Source organism: Kitasatospora sp. NPDC127111 (assembly GCF_042677465.1).
In the GTDB taxonomy this organism is placed as follows: domain Bacteria; phylum Actinomycetota; class Actinomycetes; order Streptomycetales; family Streptomycetaceae; genus Kitasatospora.
In genome coordinates this window covers 15,125-31,627 of sequence record NZ_JBHXTG010000001.1, presented here as the reverse complement: position 1 = coordinate 31,627, position 16,503 = coordinate 15,125, and the positions used below count along the sequence as shown (strand labels likewise).

The 16,503-nt window shown below is 73.8% G+C and carries 14 protein-coding genes; 6 read left to right on the top strand and 8 right to left on the bottom strand.

Going from position 1 to position 16,503, the window contains the following annotated elements:
* The first annotated feature begins 170 nt into the window (after positions 1 to 170).
* Complete coding sequence (locus ACFVHB_RS00190; RefSeq protein WP_380314250.1) at positions 171 to 1,310, top strand: sensor histidine kinase; 1,140 nt, start codon at positions 171 to 173, stop codon at positions 1,308 to 1,310.
* A gap of 187 nt (positions 1,311 to 1,497) precedes the next feature.
* On the opposite strand, the gene ACFVHB_RS00185 is transcribed toward ACFVHB_RS00190, so the two are convergent.
* A complete protein-coding gene (locus ACFVHB_RS00185; protein ID WP_380314249.1) occupies positions 1,498 to 2,568 on the bottom strand; it encodes a S1C family serine protease in 1,071 nt (356 codons plus the stop codon).
* Positions 2,569 to 2,764: 196 nt separating this feature from the next.
* On the opposite strand from ACFVHB_RS00185, the gene galE reads away from it, so the two are divergent.
* Entirely contained in the window at positions 2,765 to 3,751 is a 987-nt protein-coding gene (gene galE / locus ACFVHB_RS00180) for a UDP-glucose 4-epimerase GalE (protein ID WP_380313972.1), read from the top strand.
* Positions 3,752 to 3,868: 117 nt separating this feature from the next.
* On the opposite strand, the gene ACFVHB_RS00175 is transcribed toward galE, so the two are convergent.
* Positions 3,869 to 6,292, bottom strand: a complete 2,424-nt coding sequence (locus tag ACFVHB_RS00175) for a PQQ-binding-like beta-propeller repeat protein (RefSeq protein ID WP_380313971.1) — start codon at positions 6,290 to 6,292, stop codon at positions 3,869 to 3,871.
* A 396-nt stretch (positions 6,293 to 6,688) separates the two neighbouring features.
* On the opposite strand from ACFVHB_RS00175, the gene ACFVHB_RS00170 reads away from it, so the two are divergent.
* A complete protein-coding gene (locus ACFVHB_RS00170) occupies positions 6,689 to 7,336 on the top strand; it encodes a TetR family transcriptional regulator (protein ID WP_380313970.1) in 648 nt (215 codons plus the stop codon).
* 227 nt (positions 7,337 to 7,563) lie between these two features.
* On the opposite strand, the gene ACFVHB_RS00165 is transcribed toward ACFVHB_RS00170, so the two are convergent.
* The 6 genes from ACFVHB_RS00165 to ACFVHB_RS00140 all read right to left on the bottom strand — a co-directional run bounded on the left by ACFVHB_RS00165 (position 7,564) and on the right by ACFVHB_RS00140 (position 13,679).
* The gene (locus ACFVHB_RS00165; RefSeq protein ID WP_380313969.1) at positions 7,564 to 8,508 is read right to left on the bottom strand and encodes a beta-ketoacyl-ACP synthase III; all 945 of its coding nucleotides are present in this window, start codon (positions 8,506 to 8,508) and stop codon (positions 7,564 to 7,566) included.
* 119 nt (positions 8,509 to 8,627) lie between these two features.
* Positions 8,628 to 10,055 carry a L,D-transpeptidase family protein gene (locus ACFVHB_RS00160; RefSeq protein WP_380313968.1) on the bottom strand — a complete coding sequence of 476 codons (1,428 nt, stop codon included), beginning with the start codon at positions 10,053 to 10,055 and terminating at the stop codon, positions 8,628 to 8,630.
* Between the two features lie 127 nt (positions 10,056 to 10,182).
* A complete protein-coding gene (mqnE, locus tag ACFVHB_RS00155) occupies positions 10,183 to 11,346 on the bottom strand; it encodes an aminofutalosine synthase MqnE (RefSeq protein ID WP_380313967.1) in 1,164 nt (387 codons plus the stop codon).
* An 84-nt stretch (positions 11,347 to 11,430) separates the two neighbouring features.
* Positions 11,431 to 12,393, bottom strand: a complete 963-nt coding sequence (locus ACFVHB_RS00150; protein WP_380313966.1) for a threonine/serine dehydratase — start codon at positions 12,391 to 12,393, stop codon at positions 11,431 to 11,433.
* Positions 12,394 to 12,407: 14 nt separating this feature from the next.
* Positions 12,408 to 12,869 carry an Lrp/AsnC family transcriptional regulator gene (locus ACFVHB_RS00145; RefSeq protein ID WP_380313965.1) on the bottom strand — a complete coding sequence of 154 codons (462 nt, stop codon included), beginning with the start codon at positions 12,867 to 12,869 and terminating at the stop codon, positions 12,408 to 12,410.
* Positions 12,870 to 12,998: 129 nt separating this feature from the next.
* Positions 12,999 to 13,679 carry a UbiX family flavin prenyltransferase gene (locus ACFVHB_RS00140; RefSeq protein ID WP_380313964.1) on the bottom strand — a complete coding sequence of 227 codons (681 nt, stop codon included), beginning with the start codon at positions 13,677 to 13,679 and terminating at the stop codon, positions 12,999 to 13,001.
* Positions 13,680 to 13,745: 66 nt separating this feature from the next.
* On the opposite strand from ACFVHB_RS00140, the gene ACFVHB_RS00135 reads away from it, so the two are divergent.
* From ACFVHB_RS00135 to ACFVHB_RS00125, 3 genes are all read left to right on the top strand, one after another.
* Positions 13,746 to 14,489, top strand: a complete 744-nt coding sequence (locus ACFVHB_RS00135) for a cyclase family protein (RefSeq protein WP_380313963.1) — start codon at positions 13,746 to 13,748, stop codon at positions 14,487 to 14,489.
* A 109-nt stretch (positions 14,490 to 14,598) separates the two neighbouring features.
* Positions 14,599 to 15,315 carry an MOSC domain-containing protein gene (locus tag ACFVHB_RS00130; protein WP_380313962.1) on the top strand — a complete coding sequence of 239 codons (717 nt, stop codon included), beginning with the start codon at positions 14,599 to 14,601 and terminating at the stop codon, positions 15,313 to 15,315.
* Positions 15,316 to 15,449: 134 nt separating this feature from the next.
* A complete protein-coding gene (locus ACFVHB_RS00125) occupies positions 15,450 to 16,502 on the top strand; it encodes a helix-turn-helix domain-containing protein (protein ID WP_380313961.1) in 1,053 nt (350 codons plus the stop codon).
* The last annotated feature ends 1 nt before the right edge of the window (position 16,503 follow it).

Genomic DNA, 16,503 nt, shown 5'->3' with positions numbered 1-16,503 from the left:
AGGACGTAACAACCCCATGGCCCCGGCGGCCGCTTTGCGGGGAAGCTTGGATCACCAGCTCGACCGAACAGGAACGGTAGATCCAGATGAGACCTCTGCACCGCCGCGCCGTGGACGCCTTCGAGGAGCAGGAAGCCCGCTCGGAAGGCGTCCCGCCGTACGGCGCGCGGATGTGGCGGCAGGCCGGGCAGCTGATGCTCAACCTGCCGCTGGGCATCGCGGGGTTCGTCTTCGCCATCGTGATGCTCTCGGTCGGCCTCGCCCTCGCCATCACCGTGATCGGCCTGCCGCTGCTGGCCGCCGGGCTGTCCGGCTGCCGGGGCATGGGCGCCTTCGCCCGCGCCCGGGCCCGGTCGGTGTACGGCTCCGAGCTGCACGAGCCGGAGCCGGTGCACCGAACCCGCCCCGGGATCACCGGCTTCACGACGGCCCACCTCACCGACGCGCTGAGCTGGCGCTCGGCCCTGTACAACGTGCTGCGGCTGCCCTGGGGCATCCTCAGCTTCAGCGTGACGCTGATCTGCGTGATCGTCGGCTGGCCGGTGCTGCCCTGGGTGATCCGTTTCGGGTCCGCGGTCGACCGGATGCTGCTGGAGGCGCTGCTCGCCCCGGGCGCGCTCTCCGAGCGGGTCCGGGAGCTGGAGGACGACCGCGGCACGGTGGTCGACACCGCCGCCGCCGACCTGCGCCGGATCGAGCGGGACCTGCACGACGGCGCCCAGGCCCGCCTGGTGGCGCTGGCGATGGACCTCGGCCTGGCCAAGGAGCGGCTGCGGGAGACCGAGTCGGCCGAGGACGTGCGGGCCGCCGCCAGGATGGTCGACAACGCGCACGGCGAGGTGAAGCTCGCCCTGCAGGAGCTGCGCGACCTGGCCCGCGGCATCCACCCGGCGGTGCTCACCGACCGCGGCCTGGACGCGGCGCTCTCCGCGGTGGCCGCCCGCTGCACGGTGCCGGGCGGGGTCAAGGTGCACGTCGAGCTGAGGGCCGCGGACGGCACGGTTGAGCGGCCGGACTCGGCGGTCGAGGGCATCGCCTACTTCACCGTGAGCGAGCTGCTGACCAACGTCTCCAAGCACTCCGGTGCCCGTTCCGCGACGGTCGACGTCTGGCGGGCCGGTGACCAGCTGATGGTGCTGGTCCAGGACGACGGCAAGGGCGGCGCGGCCCCCTACCCGGGCAGCGGCCTGGGCGGGCTGGCCGAGCGGATCCGGGCGGTCGACGGCGTCTTCCTGGTGGAGAGCCCGCACGGCGGCCCGACCACCGTCACCATCGAGCTCCCCTGGCGCACCCGCGCCGCCCGCCGCTGATCCCCGCCCCCGGGCACGGCGGAACGACGGAACAGCGGAACAGCGAACGGCGGAACAGGGCCGGGACCTCGTCGAGGCAGTGGACGAGGTCCCGGCCCGTACCCGACGGCGGCCGCCCGCCAACCCTTGCGCGGTGTGCGGCCGGCCGCCGCCGGGGGCCCGGGCGGCTGTCGGGAAGCCGGGGCGGCTACGGCGTCTGGAGGGTGCCGAGGGTGACCTCGGCGGTCTGGTCCCGGCCGTCGCGGGTGTAGCCGACCGTGGTCTTGGCCCCCGGGGTGAGCGAGGCCAGCGCGGTGGTGAGCGAGTTCAGCGAGTCGACCGGGGTGTCGCCGACCTTGGTGATCACGTCGCCGACCTGGATCCCGGCCGAGTCGGCCGGGCCGCCCGCGGCGACCGCGACGACGACCGCGCCGGCCGGGCGGAAGTTCTGGTCGAAGTACGTCCGGGCGGTGATGCCGAGCGCGGCCCGGCCGGAGTTGGTGACCTTGCCGTCCTTGATCAGCTGGTTCGCGATGTTGGTGACGGTGGACGCCGGGATGGCGAAGCCGATGCCGGGCGCGGCCGCGCCGTTGGTCTCCGGCTCGGTGGCGGCGAGCGTGTTGATGCCGATCACCTGGCTGTCCAGGTTGACCAGCGCGCCACCGCTGTTGCCGGGGTTGATCGCGGCCGAGGTCTGCACCATGTTGCCGATGACGGCGCCCGGCGAGCCCGGGCTGTTCGGCTCGGAGACGGTCCGGCCGGTGGCCGAGACGATGCCCTCGGTGACGCTGCTGGAGAGCCCGAGCGGGCTGCCCATCGCGAGCGTGATCTGCCCCAGCTGGACCTTGCCCGAGTCCCCGAAGGTGGCCGGCTTGAGGCCGCCCGGCGGGCTGCTCAGCTTGATCACCGCGAGGTCGGAGTCCGGGTAGCTGGCGACCAGCGCGGCGTCCAGCGGCTTGGTGCTGTTGGCCAGGGTGACGGTGAAGGTGGTGGCGGTGCCGACCACGTGGGCGTTGGTGACGATGTCGCCCTTGTCGTCGTAGACGATCCCGGAGCCGAGGCCGGTGGCGGTGGTGATCTGCACCACCGAGGGCAGCACGTCGGCGATCACCTTCTGGTAGTCGGCCTGGAGCTGGTTGGCACCGGCCGGCGCGGCGGCGCCGGAGGCCGCACCCGCGGCACCCGCGCCGGCCGAGGTGGCCGAGGAGGAGGACGAACCGCTGCTGCACCCGGCCACCGCGAGCGCGGTCAGCGCGGCCACCGCGCCGGGCACGACCAGGCGCCCACCGAACGCCTTCGGCCCGGTGGGCCGCGGCCCGGCCGGGATCGGGCGGGTGGGCCCCTTCTTGCGGTTCACCTTGGCTGGCTCCGATTCCTTCACCGGGCAGAGATATTTGTCAGCATTTCACCGTTATGCCCGTATCTCCGCCCCGACGCGCCCGATCGTGGCAAACCGGGACCTTAGGATTCGGCCCATGACTTGGTTGCTCACCGGTGGTGCCGGCTACATCGGCCGGCACGTGGTGCACCAGCTCGTCGCGGCCGGCGAGCGGGTGGCGGTGCTGGACGACCTCAGCACCGGCGACCGCACCCGGCTGCCGTCCGGCGTCGCGCTGATCGAGGGCTCCACCCTGGACCGGGCCGCGCTGGACGCCGCGCTGCGCGCCCACGACGTCCGCGGCGTGCTGCACTTCGCCGCGAAGAAGCAGGTCGGCGAGTCGGTCGAGCGCCCGTTCCACTACTACCGGGAGAACCTCACCGGGCTCCAGAACGTGCTGGAGGCCGCCACCGGGGCCGGGGTGAAGCGCTTCCTCTTCTCGTCCTCCGCCGCCGTCTACGGCATGCCCGACGTCGAACTGGTCACCGAGTCCGCCCCCTGCGCGCCGATGAACCCGTACGGCGAGACCAAGCTGGCCGGCGAGTGGCTGGTCGCGGCGGCGGGCCGGGCGTACGGGCTCTCCACCGTCTCGCTGCGCTACTTCAACGTGGCCGGCGCCGCCTCGCCCGAACTCGCCGACGACGGCGTGTTCAACCTCGTCCCGATGGTCTTCGAGCGGCTCACCGCCGGGCGGCCCCCGCGCGTCTTCGGCGCCGACTACCCCACCCCGGACGGCACCTGCGTCCGCGACTTCATCCACGTCGCCGACATCGCCTCGGCCCACGTGGCGGCCGCCCGGCGACTGGCCGACGACCCGGAGGGCGAGACCTCCCTGGTCCTCAACATCGGCCGCGGCGAGGGCGTCAGCGTCCGCGAGATGCTCGACGTGATCGGCGAGATCACCGGTTACGACACCACCGGCGAGATCGCCCCGCGCCGCCCCGGCGACCCGGCCCGGGTGGTCGCCTCCGCCGAACTGATCCGGCGCGAGCTGGGCTGGACCGCCCGGTACGGGATCGAGGAGATGGTGGCCTCGGCCTGGGAGGGCTGGTGCGCCCGCCACCCGGAGGCCCGCCGGCGGTAGGGCCGCCCGCGGGTACGCCCGTCCGCGGCCGGGCCGCGGACCACCCCGGGCGGGGCGGCCCGCGGAGGACCGGCGGACGACCTGCGGACGACCTGCGGACGACCTGCGGACGACCGCTCAGTGCGAGGGCACCGCCGTGCCGTAGAAGGCGTCCAGCGCGTAGACGCAGCGGTCCTTGCTGCCGACGAAGACCTTCCCGCCGACCGCCACCGGCGAGCCGGTCAGCTCACCCTTGGTGCCGAGCTCCCAGCGCAGCTGACCGCTCGCCAGGTCCAGCGTGTGCAGCGAGTGGTCCCGGCTGCCCAGGTGGACCAGGCCGTCGGCGATCGCCGGGGCGCCGACGATCTCGCCCCGCGCGGTGTACCGCCAGCGCTCCCGGCCGGTGGCCGCCTCGAACGCGTACAGCACCTCGCCGCTGCCGACCAGCGCCATGCCGTCCCCGACCACCACCGGCTCGGCACCCTGCCGGGCGCCCGTGACGCCGCGCCAACGGTCCCGGCCGGTGGCCGCGTCCAGCGCGTACACCGTGCCGAGGTAGTCGGCGACGTACACCGCGTCCGCGTCCAGGGCGGGCGGGGTGAACAGCACCACCGGGGCGTCGAACCGCCAGCGCTCGGCACCGCTCGCCGCGTCCAGGGCGAACACCCGGGTGCCGGCCGTCACGTACAGCACCCCGGCCCGCTCCACCGGGCGGGAGGGCACGTCCTCGCCGACCGGGAAGGACCAGCGCAGGCCCGCGCCGCGCGGGTCCACGCAGCGCAGCCGCCCGCCGCCGTAGTAGTACGCGGCGCCGCCCACCAGGGCCGGACCGGACTGCGGGTTCTCGTAGTCCTGCTGGGCGTCGTCGGCGCGCCACAGCTCGGCCCCGCCGGCCGCCGAGCGCAGTTGCACCCCGCCGCCGCGGACGCCGCAGCAGAGCACGCCGTCGGCGGCGTCCAGCGAGTAGACCCAGCCGTCCAGCGACTGCCGCCAGCGCTCGGTGCCGTCGGCGACGTCCACCGTGTAGAGGTGCGGGCCGTCGGCGGCGTGCACCCGGCCGGCGTCGACCGCGAGCGCCCAGGCGACGTCCCGGGTCTTGTAGCGGCGCTGGCCGGAGGCGATGTCGAGGGCGTGCACCTCGAAGCTGGAGACGAACAGGGTGCCGTCGGCGATCACCGGGGTGCCCCAGACGTCGTTGGACATCCGGAACCGCCACGGGCGCCAGCGGGCCGCCCGAACCGGCGGCGGAGTGGCCCGGCGGACCCAGTCGGTCTCGGCGGGCGCGGTGCCCGGACCGGACTGCTCGGCACGCGGCCCCGGGCCTATCCGCACCGCGGCGCCGGGCAACTGCACCTCGGCGGCGCCCTCCCCGGCGACCGGGGCGCGGTGCCGGCTGGGGGCGGCGAGCTTCTCGGTGGCGGCCTCGGTGTCCGGCCCCGGGAGCGCCGGCGCGGCGTGCACCGGCCCGGTACCGGGCTGGGCGTGCCGGCCGGCCGGGTGGTGGGTGCGCGGATCCTCCCGGACGGGGCGCTGCGGGGGCACCGGCGGCTGCTGCCGGTGCTGCGGCCCGGCCTGCGGGGGGACGGGCTGCGGGGGGACGGGCTGCGGGGCCACCGGCTGCGGCGGCACCGGGGTGGGCGGCACCGGGGTGGGCGGCACCGGCGCGGCCTGGCGGCGGCCGCGCTTGCGCTCGATCAGCTCCAGCGCGTTGGGCGGCAGCCAGTCCCCCGCCTCGCCGGAGGCGTCGTCCCGGGAGAAGAGGTGCGGGGCCAGCTCGACCTGGATCTGGGCCGGCGAGGGCCGGTGCTCGGGCGCCGGCCGCATGCAGGCGCGCACCAGGTCCACCAGCTCGGCCGGCAGGCCGGAGAGGTCGGGCTGCTCGCGGAGCAGCTGGAACACCGTCTCGACCGGGTTGGCGCCCCGGTAGGGCGGGTGGCCGGTGGCGCAGAAGACCAGCAGCGAGCCGAGCGAGAACACGTCGCTGGCGCCGGTGACGCCCCGGCTGTCCCGGGCCTGCTCCGGCGACATGTACGCCGGGGTGCCGACCGCGACGTTGGTCATGGTGAGCCGGGTGCTGGAGACGCCGGCGGCGATGCCGAAGTCGATCACCCGCGGGCCGTCCTCGACCACCAGCACGTTGGAGGGCTTGAGGTCGCGGTGGACCAGCCCGGCGGCGTGGATCGACTGCAGCGCCTCGGCGATGCCGGCCACCAGCCAGCGCACCGCCCCCACCGGGAGCGGCCCGCACTCGGTGACCAGGTCCTCCAGGGACGGCGCCGGCACGTACGCGGTGGCCAGCCAGGGCACCCGGGCGTCGGCGTCGGCGTCGACCACGGCCGCGGTGTAGAAGCCGCCGACCGTCTTGGCGGCCGCGATCTCGCGCGCGAAGCGGACCCGGAAGAGCTCGTCCTCGGCCAGCTCCCCCCGGACGGTCTTGATGGCCACCCGCCGGCCGGCGGGCGACCGTGCCAGGTAGACCAGGCCCATCCCGCCCGCGCCGAGTCGCCCCAGCACCTCGAAGGGCCCGATCCGCCTCGGATCGTGCGCCGTCAGCTGGTCCACTCCGCTGCCACCTCCCCGTTTCCGCACCCGCCGCGTGGTGCCGGACCCGATTCTCCAATGCCGCCGGGCCCATCTCCAACCTCCCCCGCCCGGAGCGGGGGCGGTGCCCGGTCAGCGGCTCCGGAACGGCCGGATTCTGACGTCCGCTCCGGCACCGGCCCCGCACGGCCCGCCCCGCCCCCTCCGGCCCGACCGTCACGCTCTGTCACCCGACCACCCCTCAGCGGAGGGGCCGTCACGCTGTGGGGTCAAAAGCACACGGGGGGGCTTCAAGAGGGGTGCCGGAGTGCGGTGAATATCCGTCCGAAGTGGTGGAGATCCCGATAGCAACCCCCGTGCGGAGTAATTGTCACATCACCGAATCGCGCCAAGATCGGGCCACGGTAAGCTGACGGCATGACAGGACAAGTTCGCACCGTCGACGGTCGCGTCGCCGGGCGACGCGGACAGGAGACGCGGCAGAAGCTGCTCGACTGCCTCCGCGAGATGCTCAGCACGTCGCCCTATCGGGACGTCAAGGTCATCGACGTCGCCCGTATGGCGGGTACCTCCCCCGCGACCTTCTACCAGTACTTCCCGGATGTCGAGGGCGCCGTCCTCGAAATCGCCGAGGAAATGGCCAAGGACTCCGACACCCTCAAAGAGCTGGTGGCCGGAAAGTCCTGGGCAGGGAAGTCCGGCACGGCCACTTCGGAAGAACTGGTCGACGGATTCCTCGCCTTCTGGCGCAAGAACGACGCCATTCTCCGAGTGGTCACGCTCGGTGCCGCCGAAGGGGACAAGCGGTTCTTCAAGATCCGCATGACGGTCCTCAACGCGGTCGCCAAGCCGCTCACGGATGCCGTCAAGGAACTCCAGGCGAAGGGACAGGCCGACAAGTCGCTCGACCCGGCCGCCGTCGCCGGCTCTCTGGTCTCGCTGCTCGCATCGGCGGCGGAGCACCAGAAGGCCTTCACCTCCTGGGGCGTCAAGGTCAAGGACCTCAAGCCCAACCTCGCTCCCCTGGTGTACCTGGGTGTCACCGGCAAGAAGCCGCCCAAGTAGACCGTCCCACCAACCCACCCATCCGCTCCGCGCGCAGCCCCGGCCTCCTGTCCGGGGAACGACGGACGGCGGCCGTGTCCTCGGGGGAGGTCCGCCGGCGGTCCGCAGCGCGCCAGACATGCCGGTGGGCGGGCACCCACTGCGGGGTGCCCGCCCACCGGCATGAGCGTTCTAGAGGCCGTCCACGGGGCGCTCCCCGGGGCTTCCGGCCCTCGGGGACAGCGGAATCACGGGCAGCGGACGACCTGGCCGGCGTAGGCGAGACCGCCGCCGAAGCCGAACAGCAGCACCGGGTCACCGGGCGACAGCTCGCCGCGCTCGACCAGCTTGGAGAAGGCCAGCGGGATGGACGCGGCCGAGGTGTTGCCGGACTCCACCACGTCCCGGGCGATCACCGCGTCGGGGGCGCCCAGCTTGCCGGCGATCGCGTCGATGATCCGCAGGTTAGCCTGGTGCGGCACGAATCCCTTGAGCTCCGAGGGGTCGATTCCGGCCTTCTCGCAGGTCTGCCGGGCCAGCGGGGCGATCCGGGTGGTGGCCCAGCGGAACACCGACTGCCCCTGCTGGCTGATCACCGGGTCCCAGCCCGTGATGACCACGGCGTCGCCCCTCTCCGGCTCCGAGCCCCAGACCACCGGCCCGATGCCCGGCTCGGCGCCCTCCTCCTGGGCCTCCACCACCGCGGCGCCGGCGCCGTCGCCGAAGATCACGCAGGTGCTCCGGTCGGTCCAGTCGAGGGTGTCCGACATCCGCTCGGCGCCGATCACCAGGGCGGTGCGGGCCGCGCCGGCCCGGATCGCGTGGTCCGCGGTGGCCAGCGCGTACGAGAAGCCCGAGCAGACCGTGTTGATGTCGTAGGCGGCCGGCGAGCTGACGCCGAGGCGGGCGGCGACGGCGGCGGCGGTGTTGGGGCTGCGCTCGATCGCCGTGCAGGTGGCGACCACGACCAGGTCGACGTCGGCGGCGGTGCGGCCGCTCTTGGCCAGTGCCTTCTGGGCCGCCTCGGTGGCGAGGTCGACCAGCGTCTCGCTCTCGGCGATGTGACGGGTCCGGATCCCCACCCGGCTGCGGATCCACTCGTCGTCGGTGTCGACCAGCGCCGCCAGGTCGTCGTTGGTGAGGACCTTGGGGGGCTGGTAATGGCCGAGTGCCACAATGCGCGAACCGCTCATACAGCCACTCAACCGGGTTACCCGCTGGTCAGCGGGGCGCGACCGGCTACAGGATCCACCCCCGGAAGCTGTAGGAGACCGACAAGGGCCGTTGCGGCGCCTGGGCCGTGACCTGCGGCTCAGGCCGCCAATGAGGCCGCGTCGCCCATCACGATCACCGGGTGGGCGGCCGGGTCCAGGGTGCGGATCAGCTGGGCCATCTTGTCCTCGGGTATCGAGACGCAGCCGTGGGTGGGGCCGTCGTGGTCGACGTGGATCCAGATGCCGCCGCCCTTCTTGGAGCCCATGGGGCGGCGCGAGTCCAGCGGCGAGTTCCCGGGGACGCGGTTGTAGTTGATCGCGACCACGTAGTCGAAGGAGCCCTCCAGCTGGTCGCCGAAGAAGCCCGTCCCGGAGACCACGAAGCTCGGGTCCTTGTCGTACGGGAGCTTGCTGCCCGGGTCGGCCTTGCGGCCGCCCGCGTCGGTGAGGCTGAAGACGCCGATCGGGCTGCGCAGGTCGCCCTCGTTGTGGTCGGTCGTCCAGCCGTTGTTGCCGTTGTGGCCCTGCCAGGTCTCGCCGGCCAGCCAGCGGCCCTCGGGGGTGCGGGTCCAGAGGGTGACGGTGTTCTTGTTGGCGTTCTTGTCCTGCCCGGAGGCGAGCACCACCTGGGTGGTCTCGGCGGGTATCCGGGCGGTGAAGGCGGCACCGAGGCCCGGTATCGCGGCCACCGAGCCGTCCGGCCGGGTCTGGCTGCGGTCGGCGGCGGGCGCCTCGGTCTGCCGGGTGTCGGCGGCCTGGGCGGCGCCGGCGGCGGCCGCCGGGGCGGCGCCGGCCGGGGCGGGCTGGTCCGGCGTGGAGACGCCCTCGGGGCCGGGGCCGTCGGCGGTGGTCAGGCCGGGCTTGGCGGAGTCCTGGCCGACGGTGTACCAGCCGGCGGCGGCCGCGAGCAGCAGCGCGGTGCCGGCGGTCACGGCCTTGCCGGTGCGCTTCTTCTGCTTGGCCTTGCGGCGGTGGCCGCGGGCGGCCGCCCGGCCGCCGACCGCGGCGGGCACGGTGGGCGCCAGGGTCGTGACGACCGGCTCGGCACCGGCCTGCGGCTGCGGCTCGGGCTCGAACACGGGCTCGGGTCCGGCGGAGTAGGGCTGGAAGGGCTGGTCGTACGCGTCGTAGCCGCCGGCGTGGTCCTGGAACCCGTCCTGGAACCCGCCCTCGAACGGCTCCTGATACGGGTTCCGCCGGCCGTCCCGGGCCTCGTGGTCCCCGTGGTTGCCGTGGTCCCCGCGGCCACCGCCGTAGCCCTCGAAGCCCTCGTAGCCCTCGTAGCCCTGGTAGCTCTCGTACCCCGGGTAGCCGCCCTGCTGGACCTGCCGGACCGGCTGCTCCTGGTACCCGTAGTACGACCGGTCCGCATCGGCGGCGTACGTCCCGGCCGTGTCGTACTCCGGGTACGACGCCTGCTCGTAGACCCCGGGGGACTGCTGCGGCACGTCGTACCCCGGCTGGTACGCCGGCTCGTGCATCGGCTCGTACGGCGGGTACGTGGTGGCGCGATGGGAACCGGACATGTGGCCGATCCTGCCAAACCAACGGCCCGTTGGGAAACCCGGGGCCTGTGCGGGGCCGGTGAAGACTCTCCCGGACGCGCCGCCGCCCGGGCCGGAGTGCGGCCCGGGCGGCGGAGAAAGACGCTGGTCAGAGGCGCATCGCCTGCGGAGTCTCGCGGCGCGTCAGATCCGGGCCGTCGTACTCGCGGATGACCTCGTAGCGGGTGTTGCGCTCCACCGGGCGGAAGCCGGCGTCCCGGATCAGGCCCAGCAGGTCGTCCCGGCCGAGCTTGTTCGGGGTGCCGAAGTTGTCCGCGTCGTGGGTGATCTTGTACTCGACCACCGAGCCGTCCATGTCGTCCGCGCCGTGGCTGAGCGCCAGCTGCGCGGTGGTGACGCCGTGCATCACCCAGAAGACCTTGACGTGCGGGACGTTGTCGAAGAGCAGCCGGGAGACCGCGAAGGTCTTCAGCGCCTCGGCGCCGGTGGCCATCTCGGTGCGGGCCATCAGCCGGTTGCGCACGACGCCGTCCTTGGAGTCGTGGAAGTCGTGCTGGTAGCGCAGCGGGATGAAGACCTGGAAGCCGCCGGTCTCGTCCTGCAGCTCGCGCAGCCGCAGCACGTGGTCCACCCGGTGGCGGGGCTCCTCGATGTGGCCGTACAGCATGGTGGACGGCGTCTTGAGGCCCTTGCTGTGGGCGAGGCGGTGGATCCGCGACCAGTCCTCCCAGTGGGTGTCGTGGTCGACGATGTGCTGGCGGACCTCCCAGTCGAAGATCTCCGCGCCGCCGCCGGTCAGCGACTCCAGGCCGGCGTCGATCAGCTCGTCCAGGATCTCGTCGGCCGACAGGCCGCTGATCTTCTCGAACCAGTGGATCTCGGTGGCGGTGAAGGCCTTCAGCGAGACGTTCGGCAGAGCGGCCTTCAGCTCCCGCAGCGAGCGCGGGTAGTAGCGCCACGGCAGGGTCGGGTGCAGGCCGTTCACGATGTGCAGCTCGGTGAGGGACTCCACCTCCATCGCCTTGGCCAGCCGGACGGCCTCCTCGATGCGCATCGTGTACGCGTCCTTCTCGCCCGGCTTGCGCTGGAACGAGCAGTACGCGCAGGACGCGTTGCACACGTTGGTCATGTTGAGGTGGCGGTTGACGTTGAAGTGGACGACGTCGCCGTTCTTCTGCGTCCGCACGTGGTGGGCCAGGCCGCCCAGCCAGGCCAGGTCGTCGCTCTCGTAGAGCGCGATCCCGTCCTCGCGGGTCAGCCGCTCACCCGCGTAGACCTTCGCCTCCAGCTCGCGCTTGAGCCCTGCGTCCATGCGGTGCCCCGCCTCCTCCGACTTCGAATCGTTGCCGGAACGAGCGTACGCCCCTGTACCGCCCGGCCTGGGCGCGCCCCGCTCTCAGCCGGCGAGCAGCTCGGCCAGCAGCGCCGGCTCGATGTTGCCGCCGCTGACCACGGCCGCCACCGCCTGGCCGCCGAGCTCGGCCGCCCGGTGGAAGTACGCGGCCGGGGCGACCGCCCCGGAGGGCTCCGCGACCAGCCGGCCGCGACGGGCCAGCAGGGCCACGGTGGCGCGGATCTCGTCCTCGGTGACGGTGACGATGTCGTCCACGTAGGCGGTGAGGTGGGCGAACGGCAGCTCGCCGACCGAGGGGGTGCGCAGCCCGTCCGCGATGGTCCGGTAGGTGTCGGCGACCGGCCAGGCGAGCCGCTCGCCGGCCCGCAGGCTGGCCTGGGCGTCGGCGGCCAGCTCGGGCTCGACGCCGACCACCCGGACGCCCGGACGGGTGAGCTTGAGCGCGGCCGCCGTCCCGGAGATCAGGCCGCCGCCGCTGACCGGCACCAGCACGGTGTCGAGGCCGGCCGGGGCGTCCTCGGCGATCTCCAGGCCGACCGTGCCCTGGCCCGCGATGATGAACGGGTCGTCGTACGGCGGCACCCAGACGTAGCCGTGCTCCTCCGCCAGCTCCGCGGGCAGGGTGTCGCGCTCCTCCGGGGCGACCAGCAGCACCTCGGCGCCGAACGCGCGGGTGGCGTCGACCTTGACCGCCGGCGAGGTGTCCGGCATCACGATCACGGCCTTGACGCCGAGCAGCCCGGCCGCGTACGCCACCGCCTGCGCGTGGTTGCCGCTGGACTGGGCGACCACGCCGCGGGCGCGCTCGGCGTCGGTGAGCGCGGCGAGCCGGTTGTAGGCGCCGCGGGTCTTGAAGGCCCCGGTCGGCTGGAGGTTCTCCGGCTTGAGCCAGAGCCGCCGCTCGCCGTCGGCCGCCCAGGGGGCGGGGACCAGCGGGGTCCGTACCGCCACCCCCGCGATCCGCTGCCGGGCCGCGCGCAGCTCCTCCAGACCGACCAGTGCCATCCTGCTGCTCCCCTTTACTCGCCTTCGGCCAGCGGGAGTTCGCTCACGCGGTTCTCCCACTTCGTGGAGAGTACGACGGTGGTGCGGGTCCGGGCCACGCCTTTCGTCCCGGAGATCCGCTTGACCACCGACTCCAGGCCGGCCACGTCGGCCACCCGGACCTTGAGCATGTACGAGTCGTCACCGGCGATGAACCAGCAGTCCTCGACCTCGTTGAGGTCCTTCAGCCGGAACGCGACGTCCTCGTGGTCGGCCGCGTCGGTGAGCTGAAGGCCGATCAGGGCCGTGACGCCGAAGCCGAGCGAGGCCGGGTTCACCGTCGCGCGGTAGCCGGTGATGACGCCGGCCTGCTCCAGACGGTTGATCCGGTCCGTGACGCTCGGGCCGGAGAGGCCCACCAGTCGGCCCAGCTCGGCGTAGGACGCACGGCCGTTCTCCCGGAGCGCCTGGATGAGCTGTCTGTCCACCGTGTCCATATACCGTCCGCGTCCTTCCGAACCTCACCAGACCCACAGATCATTATCCGGATTCAAAGGCGCCATGCGCGGAACAACCCGGATATCGCAGAGAACATACTCTCCCCCCTCCGCCCGCCCCACTCCCCCTCACTTCGGTCGGCCGTCGTGGCGCGCCGCCGCGCCCAACTCACCCTCCCAGCGCCGGTAGAGCGTGTGCGGTACGCCGACCGCGTCCAGGACCCTCCCGGCCACGAAATCCACCAGTTCGCGGACGGTGGAGCCGCCGGCGTAGAAACCGGGAGAGGCGGGCAGCACCACGGCGCCCTGCGCGTCCAGCTCCACCAGGTGCTTCAGCGTCACCCCGTTGAGTGGCGCCTCGCGGACGCAGACCACCAGGGGGCGGCGCTCCTTGAGGGTGACGCTGGCGACCCGCTGCAGCAGGTCCTTGCTCAGGCCGAGCGCGATCCCGGCCACCGCGCCGGTGGTGGCGGGCACCACCAGCATGCCCCTGGCCGGGTAGGAGCCGCTGGACGGGCCGGCCGCGAAGTCCCCGGCCGGCCAGTAGCGGACGTCCTCCAGCCGGGCGGGGTCGAAGGCGCGGTCGTCGGTGGCCAGCCAGGCGGCGAGGTCGGTGCGCCAGTGCGCGTCACGGAAGGAGATGCCGGTCTCGTCCAGGATGGTGAGCCGCGCGGCCCGACTGACGATCAGGTCCACCGGCTCCCCGGCCGCGAGCAGCGCCCGGATCACGGAGGCGGCGTACGGCGTGCCCGACGCGCCGGAGACTCCTACGACCCAGGGCTGGCGCACCGGCTGCTTCGCATTGTCCATGTGCCCAGTCTCGCCGCTCCCGCACTCCGCGGAACCCCGGGGCCGGCCCCTGGGAGGATGGGCGGCATGGCAGCGACCCTCGTCGACCTCACCCATCAGGTGACCACCGCGATGCCGGTCTACCCCGGCGATCCGGCCGTCGTCCTGGAGCCCGCGCTCACCACCGCCACCGCCGGGGTGAACGTGCTCGCCCTGCACCTCGGCTCGCAGTCCGGCACCCACGTGGACGCGCCGTACCACGTGGACGTCACCTGGCCCACGCTCGACGGCCTGCCGCTGGAGCGGTTCACCGGCCCGGCGGTGGTCGCCGACCTGCGCGGCCTGGAGCCGCGGACGGAGGTGACGCCCGGACTGCTCGCCCCCGCGCTGGAGCAGGCCGGGCCGGGCACCGTCCTGCTGCTGGCCACCGGCTGGGCCCGGCACTGGGGCACCGACGCCTACCTCGCCCACCCCAGCCTGACCGCCGACGCGGCGGAGGCGATCGTCGCCGCCGGGGTGCGGACGGTCGGGGTGGACGCGCTGAGCGTCGACCCCACCCCCGATCCGGGCCCGGGCGACCCGGCGGTGGCCGCGCTGCTGGCCGACCTGACCGACGAGCACGACCAGCCGACCGCCGGGGAGCCCACGCTGGCCGCCCACCGGGTGCTGCTCGGCGCGCCCGGCGGCGGGGTGATCGCCGAGAACCTGACCGACCTGCGGGTGCTGCTCGACGCCCAGCGGGCCGGGCGGCCGGTCGAGGTGTCGCTGTTCCCGCTGCGGCTGGTCGCCGCCGACGGCGCGCCGGTGCGGGCGGTGGCGCGGGTGGGTTGAGCGGCTTGCGCGGGCCGGGTGGAGCGGTTGTGGAGACCGGCTCGATCCGGCCGCCCGCACCGGACTTGGTCTAGACCATCCCCGGCGGCCGCCGCTACGCTTTGCCGCCATGGCAGAGATCATCGGAGTGGTCGAGCAGCTCTGGCGCTACCCCGTGAAGTCCACCGGCGGCGAGCGGCTCGACTCCGTCGAGGTGGACGGGCGCGGCCTGGCCGGCGACCGCCTGTACGCCGTGCGCGACGGCGCCGGCAGACTCGGCTCCGGCAAGAACACCCGGCGCTTCCGCCGGATGGACGGCCTGCTCCGCCTCTCCGCCCGGCTCGGCCACCGGCTCGACGGCCCCGAACTCTTCGACCCGCTCGGCCGGCCGGTCGCCGATCCGACCGCCTTCCTGCGCGCCTACCTCCAGCGCCCGGACGTCGTGCTCGCCCGCGAGGACGCCGTCTCCCACTTCGACCAGCTCCCGGTCAGCGTGCTCACCACCGCCACCCTCGACTGGGTGCGCGGGGCCGCCCCGGACGCCGTGGTGGACGAACGCCGGTTCCGCCCCAACATCGTGCTGCGCACCCCGCCCGGCACCCCGCCCTTCGTCGAGGACACCTGGTTCGGCCGGGAGGGGCGCGGCGGCGCCCGGTCCGGCGCCCGGCTGGCCTTCGTCCGGGCCGGCGAGCGCTGCGCGATGACCACCGCGGCCCAGCCCGGGCTGCCGCACGCACCCGAGATCCTCAAGGTCATCACCCGGGCCCACGCCGGCCGGCTCGACGCCCTCGCCGAGGTGGCCCGCCCGGGGCGCCTCGCCGTCGGTGACGCCATGTCGCTGCACTGAAGTCCGGCCGCCCCCGCCGCGCTCCTCCGCCGCGCTCCTCCGCCGAACCGGACGTGCGGCCGGAAAACTACACTGTCGGCTCGGCCGTCCCGCACGGCCGCGCTGACGGGGGGTCATGACGCATGTGGTCGACGATGTCCAACGCCGGTCTACCGGCGGCCGACCGGTTCGAGTGGTTCACCGACATGGTCGCCCGCGATCTGGTCCCGGTGACGGTCACCAGCCCGAAGGCCGCCGACTTCCGCGCGGACGCCGGCGTCCTGGACCTCGGCCCGGTCAGGGTGTCGGCCCACGCCCACCCGCCGCTGCGCTCGCGCCGGCCGCCGGCCCTGACCCGGCGCAGCGACCCCGAGCAGTACCAGCTGGCCCTGGTCAACGGCGAGAACCCGATGTGGATCTCGCAGCGCGGCCACGACTCCGGACCGGTCACCGGCGAGCTGGTGCTCTGGGACACCTCCCGGCCGTTCGAGGCCGGGACGAGGGACGAGCGCGGGACCAGTCGCGCCCTCGTCCTGCACATCCCCAGGGCGGCGCTGCCGGTCCACGCCGACAAGATCGACCGCCTGCTCGCCCGGCGGATCCCCGCCCGGCACGGGACGGGGGCCATCCTGGCCCGCTTCCTCACCTCCCTGGGCGACCACGCCGCCGAGTGCGGACCGGACGAGCTGGAGCAGTTGGGACGGATCGCCCGGGACCTGGCCGCCGTCTGCCTGGCCGAGCACGCCGACGCCACCCGTGAGGTCGACGCCGAAGCCCGCTCACGCGCCCTGCTGGAGCGGATCAAGACGTTCATCGAGCACAACCTCGACGATCCCGGCCTGGCGCCCGGGGCGATCGCCGCACGCCACCACATCTCCGTGCGCTCGCTGCACCTGCTGTTCCAGGGCGAGCAGGAGAGCGTCGGCCGACTGATCCGCCGGCGCCGCCTCGAACGCTGCCGCGCCGACCTCGCCCGGCCGGAGCTGGCCCACCACCCCGTGCACGCCATCGCCTCCCGCTGGGGCTTCAGCAGCGCGGCGGTCTTCAGCCGGGCCTTCCGCGAGGCGTACGGGCTGACGCCCCGCGAACACCGCCGCCAAACCTCGGAAGGCGCCTCCCGCGCGGATCGTCAAGGAAGCCTGCGCACCGGGCAAAGCCCGCCGGACGGTTCGCTCCTAGCGTGGTTGAACAGATCACCGGGCGACTGAC

Excerpts from the sequence above, each read along its gene's own strand:
- ACFVHB_RS00190 (WP_380314250.1), top strand. The coding sequence starts at position 171 with ATGTGGCGGCAGGCCGGGCAGCTGATGCTCAACCTGCCGCTGGGCATC.
- galE (WP_380313972.1), top strand. The coding sequence starts at position 2,765 with ATGACTTGGTTGCTCACCGGTGGTGCCGGCTACATCGGCCGGCACGTG.
- ACFVHB_RS00170 (WP_380313970.1), top strand. The coding sequence starts at position 6,689 with ATGACAGGACAAGTTCGCACCGTCGACGGTCGCGTCGCCGGGCGACGC.
- ACFVHB_RS00165 (WP_380313969.1), bottom strand. The coding sequence starts at position 8,508 with ATGAGCGGTTCGCGCATTGTGGCACTCGGCCATTACCAGCCCCCCAAG.
- ACFVHB_RS00160 (WP_380313968.1), bottom strand. The coding sequence starts at position 10,055 with ATGTCCGGTTCCCATCGCGCCACCACGTACCCGCCGTACGAGCCGATG.
- mqnE (WP_380313967.1), bottom strand. The coding sequence starts at position 11,346 with ATGGACGCAGGGCTCAAGCGCGAGCTGGAGGCGAAGGTCTACGCGGGT.
- ACFVHB_RS00150 (WP_380313966.1), bottom strand. The coding sequence starts at position 12,393 with ATGGCACTGGTCGGTCTGGAGGAGCTGCGCGCGGCCCGGCAGCGGATC.
- ACFVHB_RS00145 (WP_380313965.1), bottom strand. The coding sequence starts at position 12,869 with ATGGACACGGTGGACAGACAGCTCATCCAGGCGCTCCGGGAGAACGGC.
- ACFVHB_RS00140 (WP_380313964.1), bottom strand. The coding sequence starts at position 13,679 with ATGGACAATGCGAAGCAGCCGGTGCGCCAGCCCTGGGTCGTAGGAGTC.
- ACFVHB_RS00135 (WP_380313963.1), top strand. The coding sequence starts at position 13,746 with ATGGCAGCGACCCTCGTCGACCTCACCCATCAGGTGACCACCGCGATG.
- ACFVHB_RS00130 (WP_380313962.1), top strand. The coding sequence starts at position 14,599 with ATGGCAGAGATCATCGGAGTGGTCGAGCAGCTCTGGCGCTACCCCGTG.
- ACFVHB_RS00125 (WP_380313961.1), top strand. The coding sequence starts at position 15,450 with ATGTCCAACGCCGGTCTACCGGCGGCCGACCGGTTCGAGTGGTTCACC.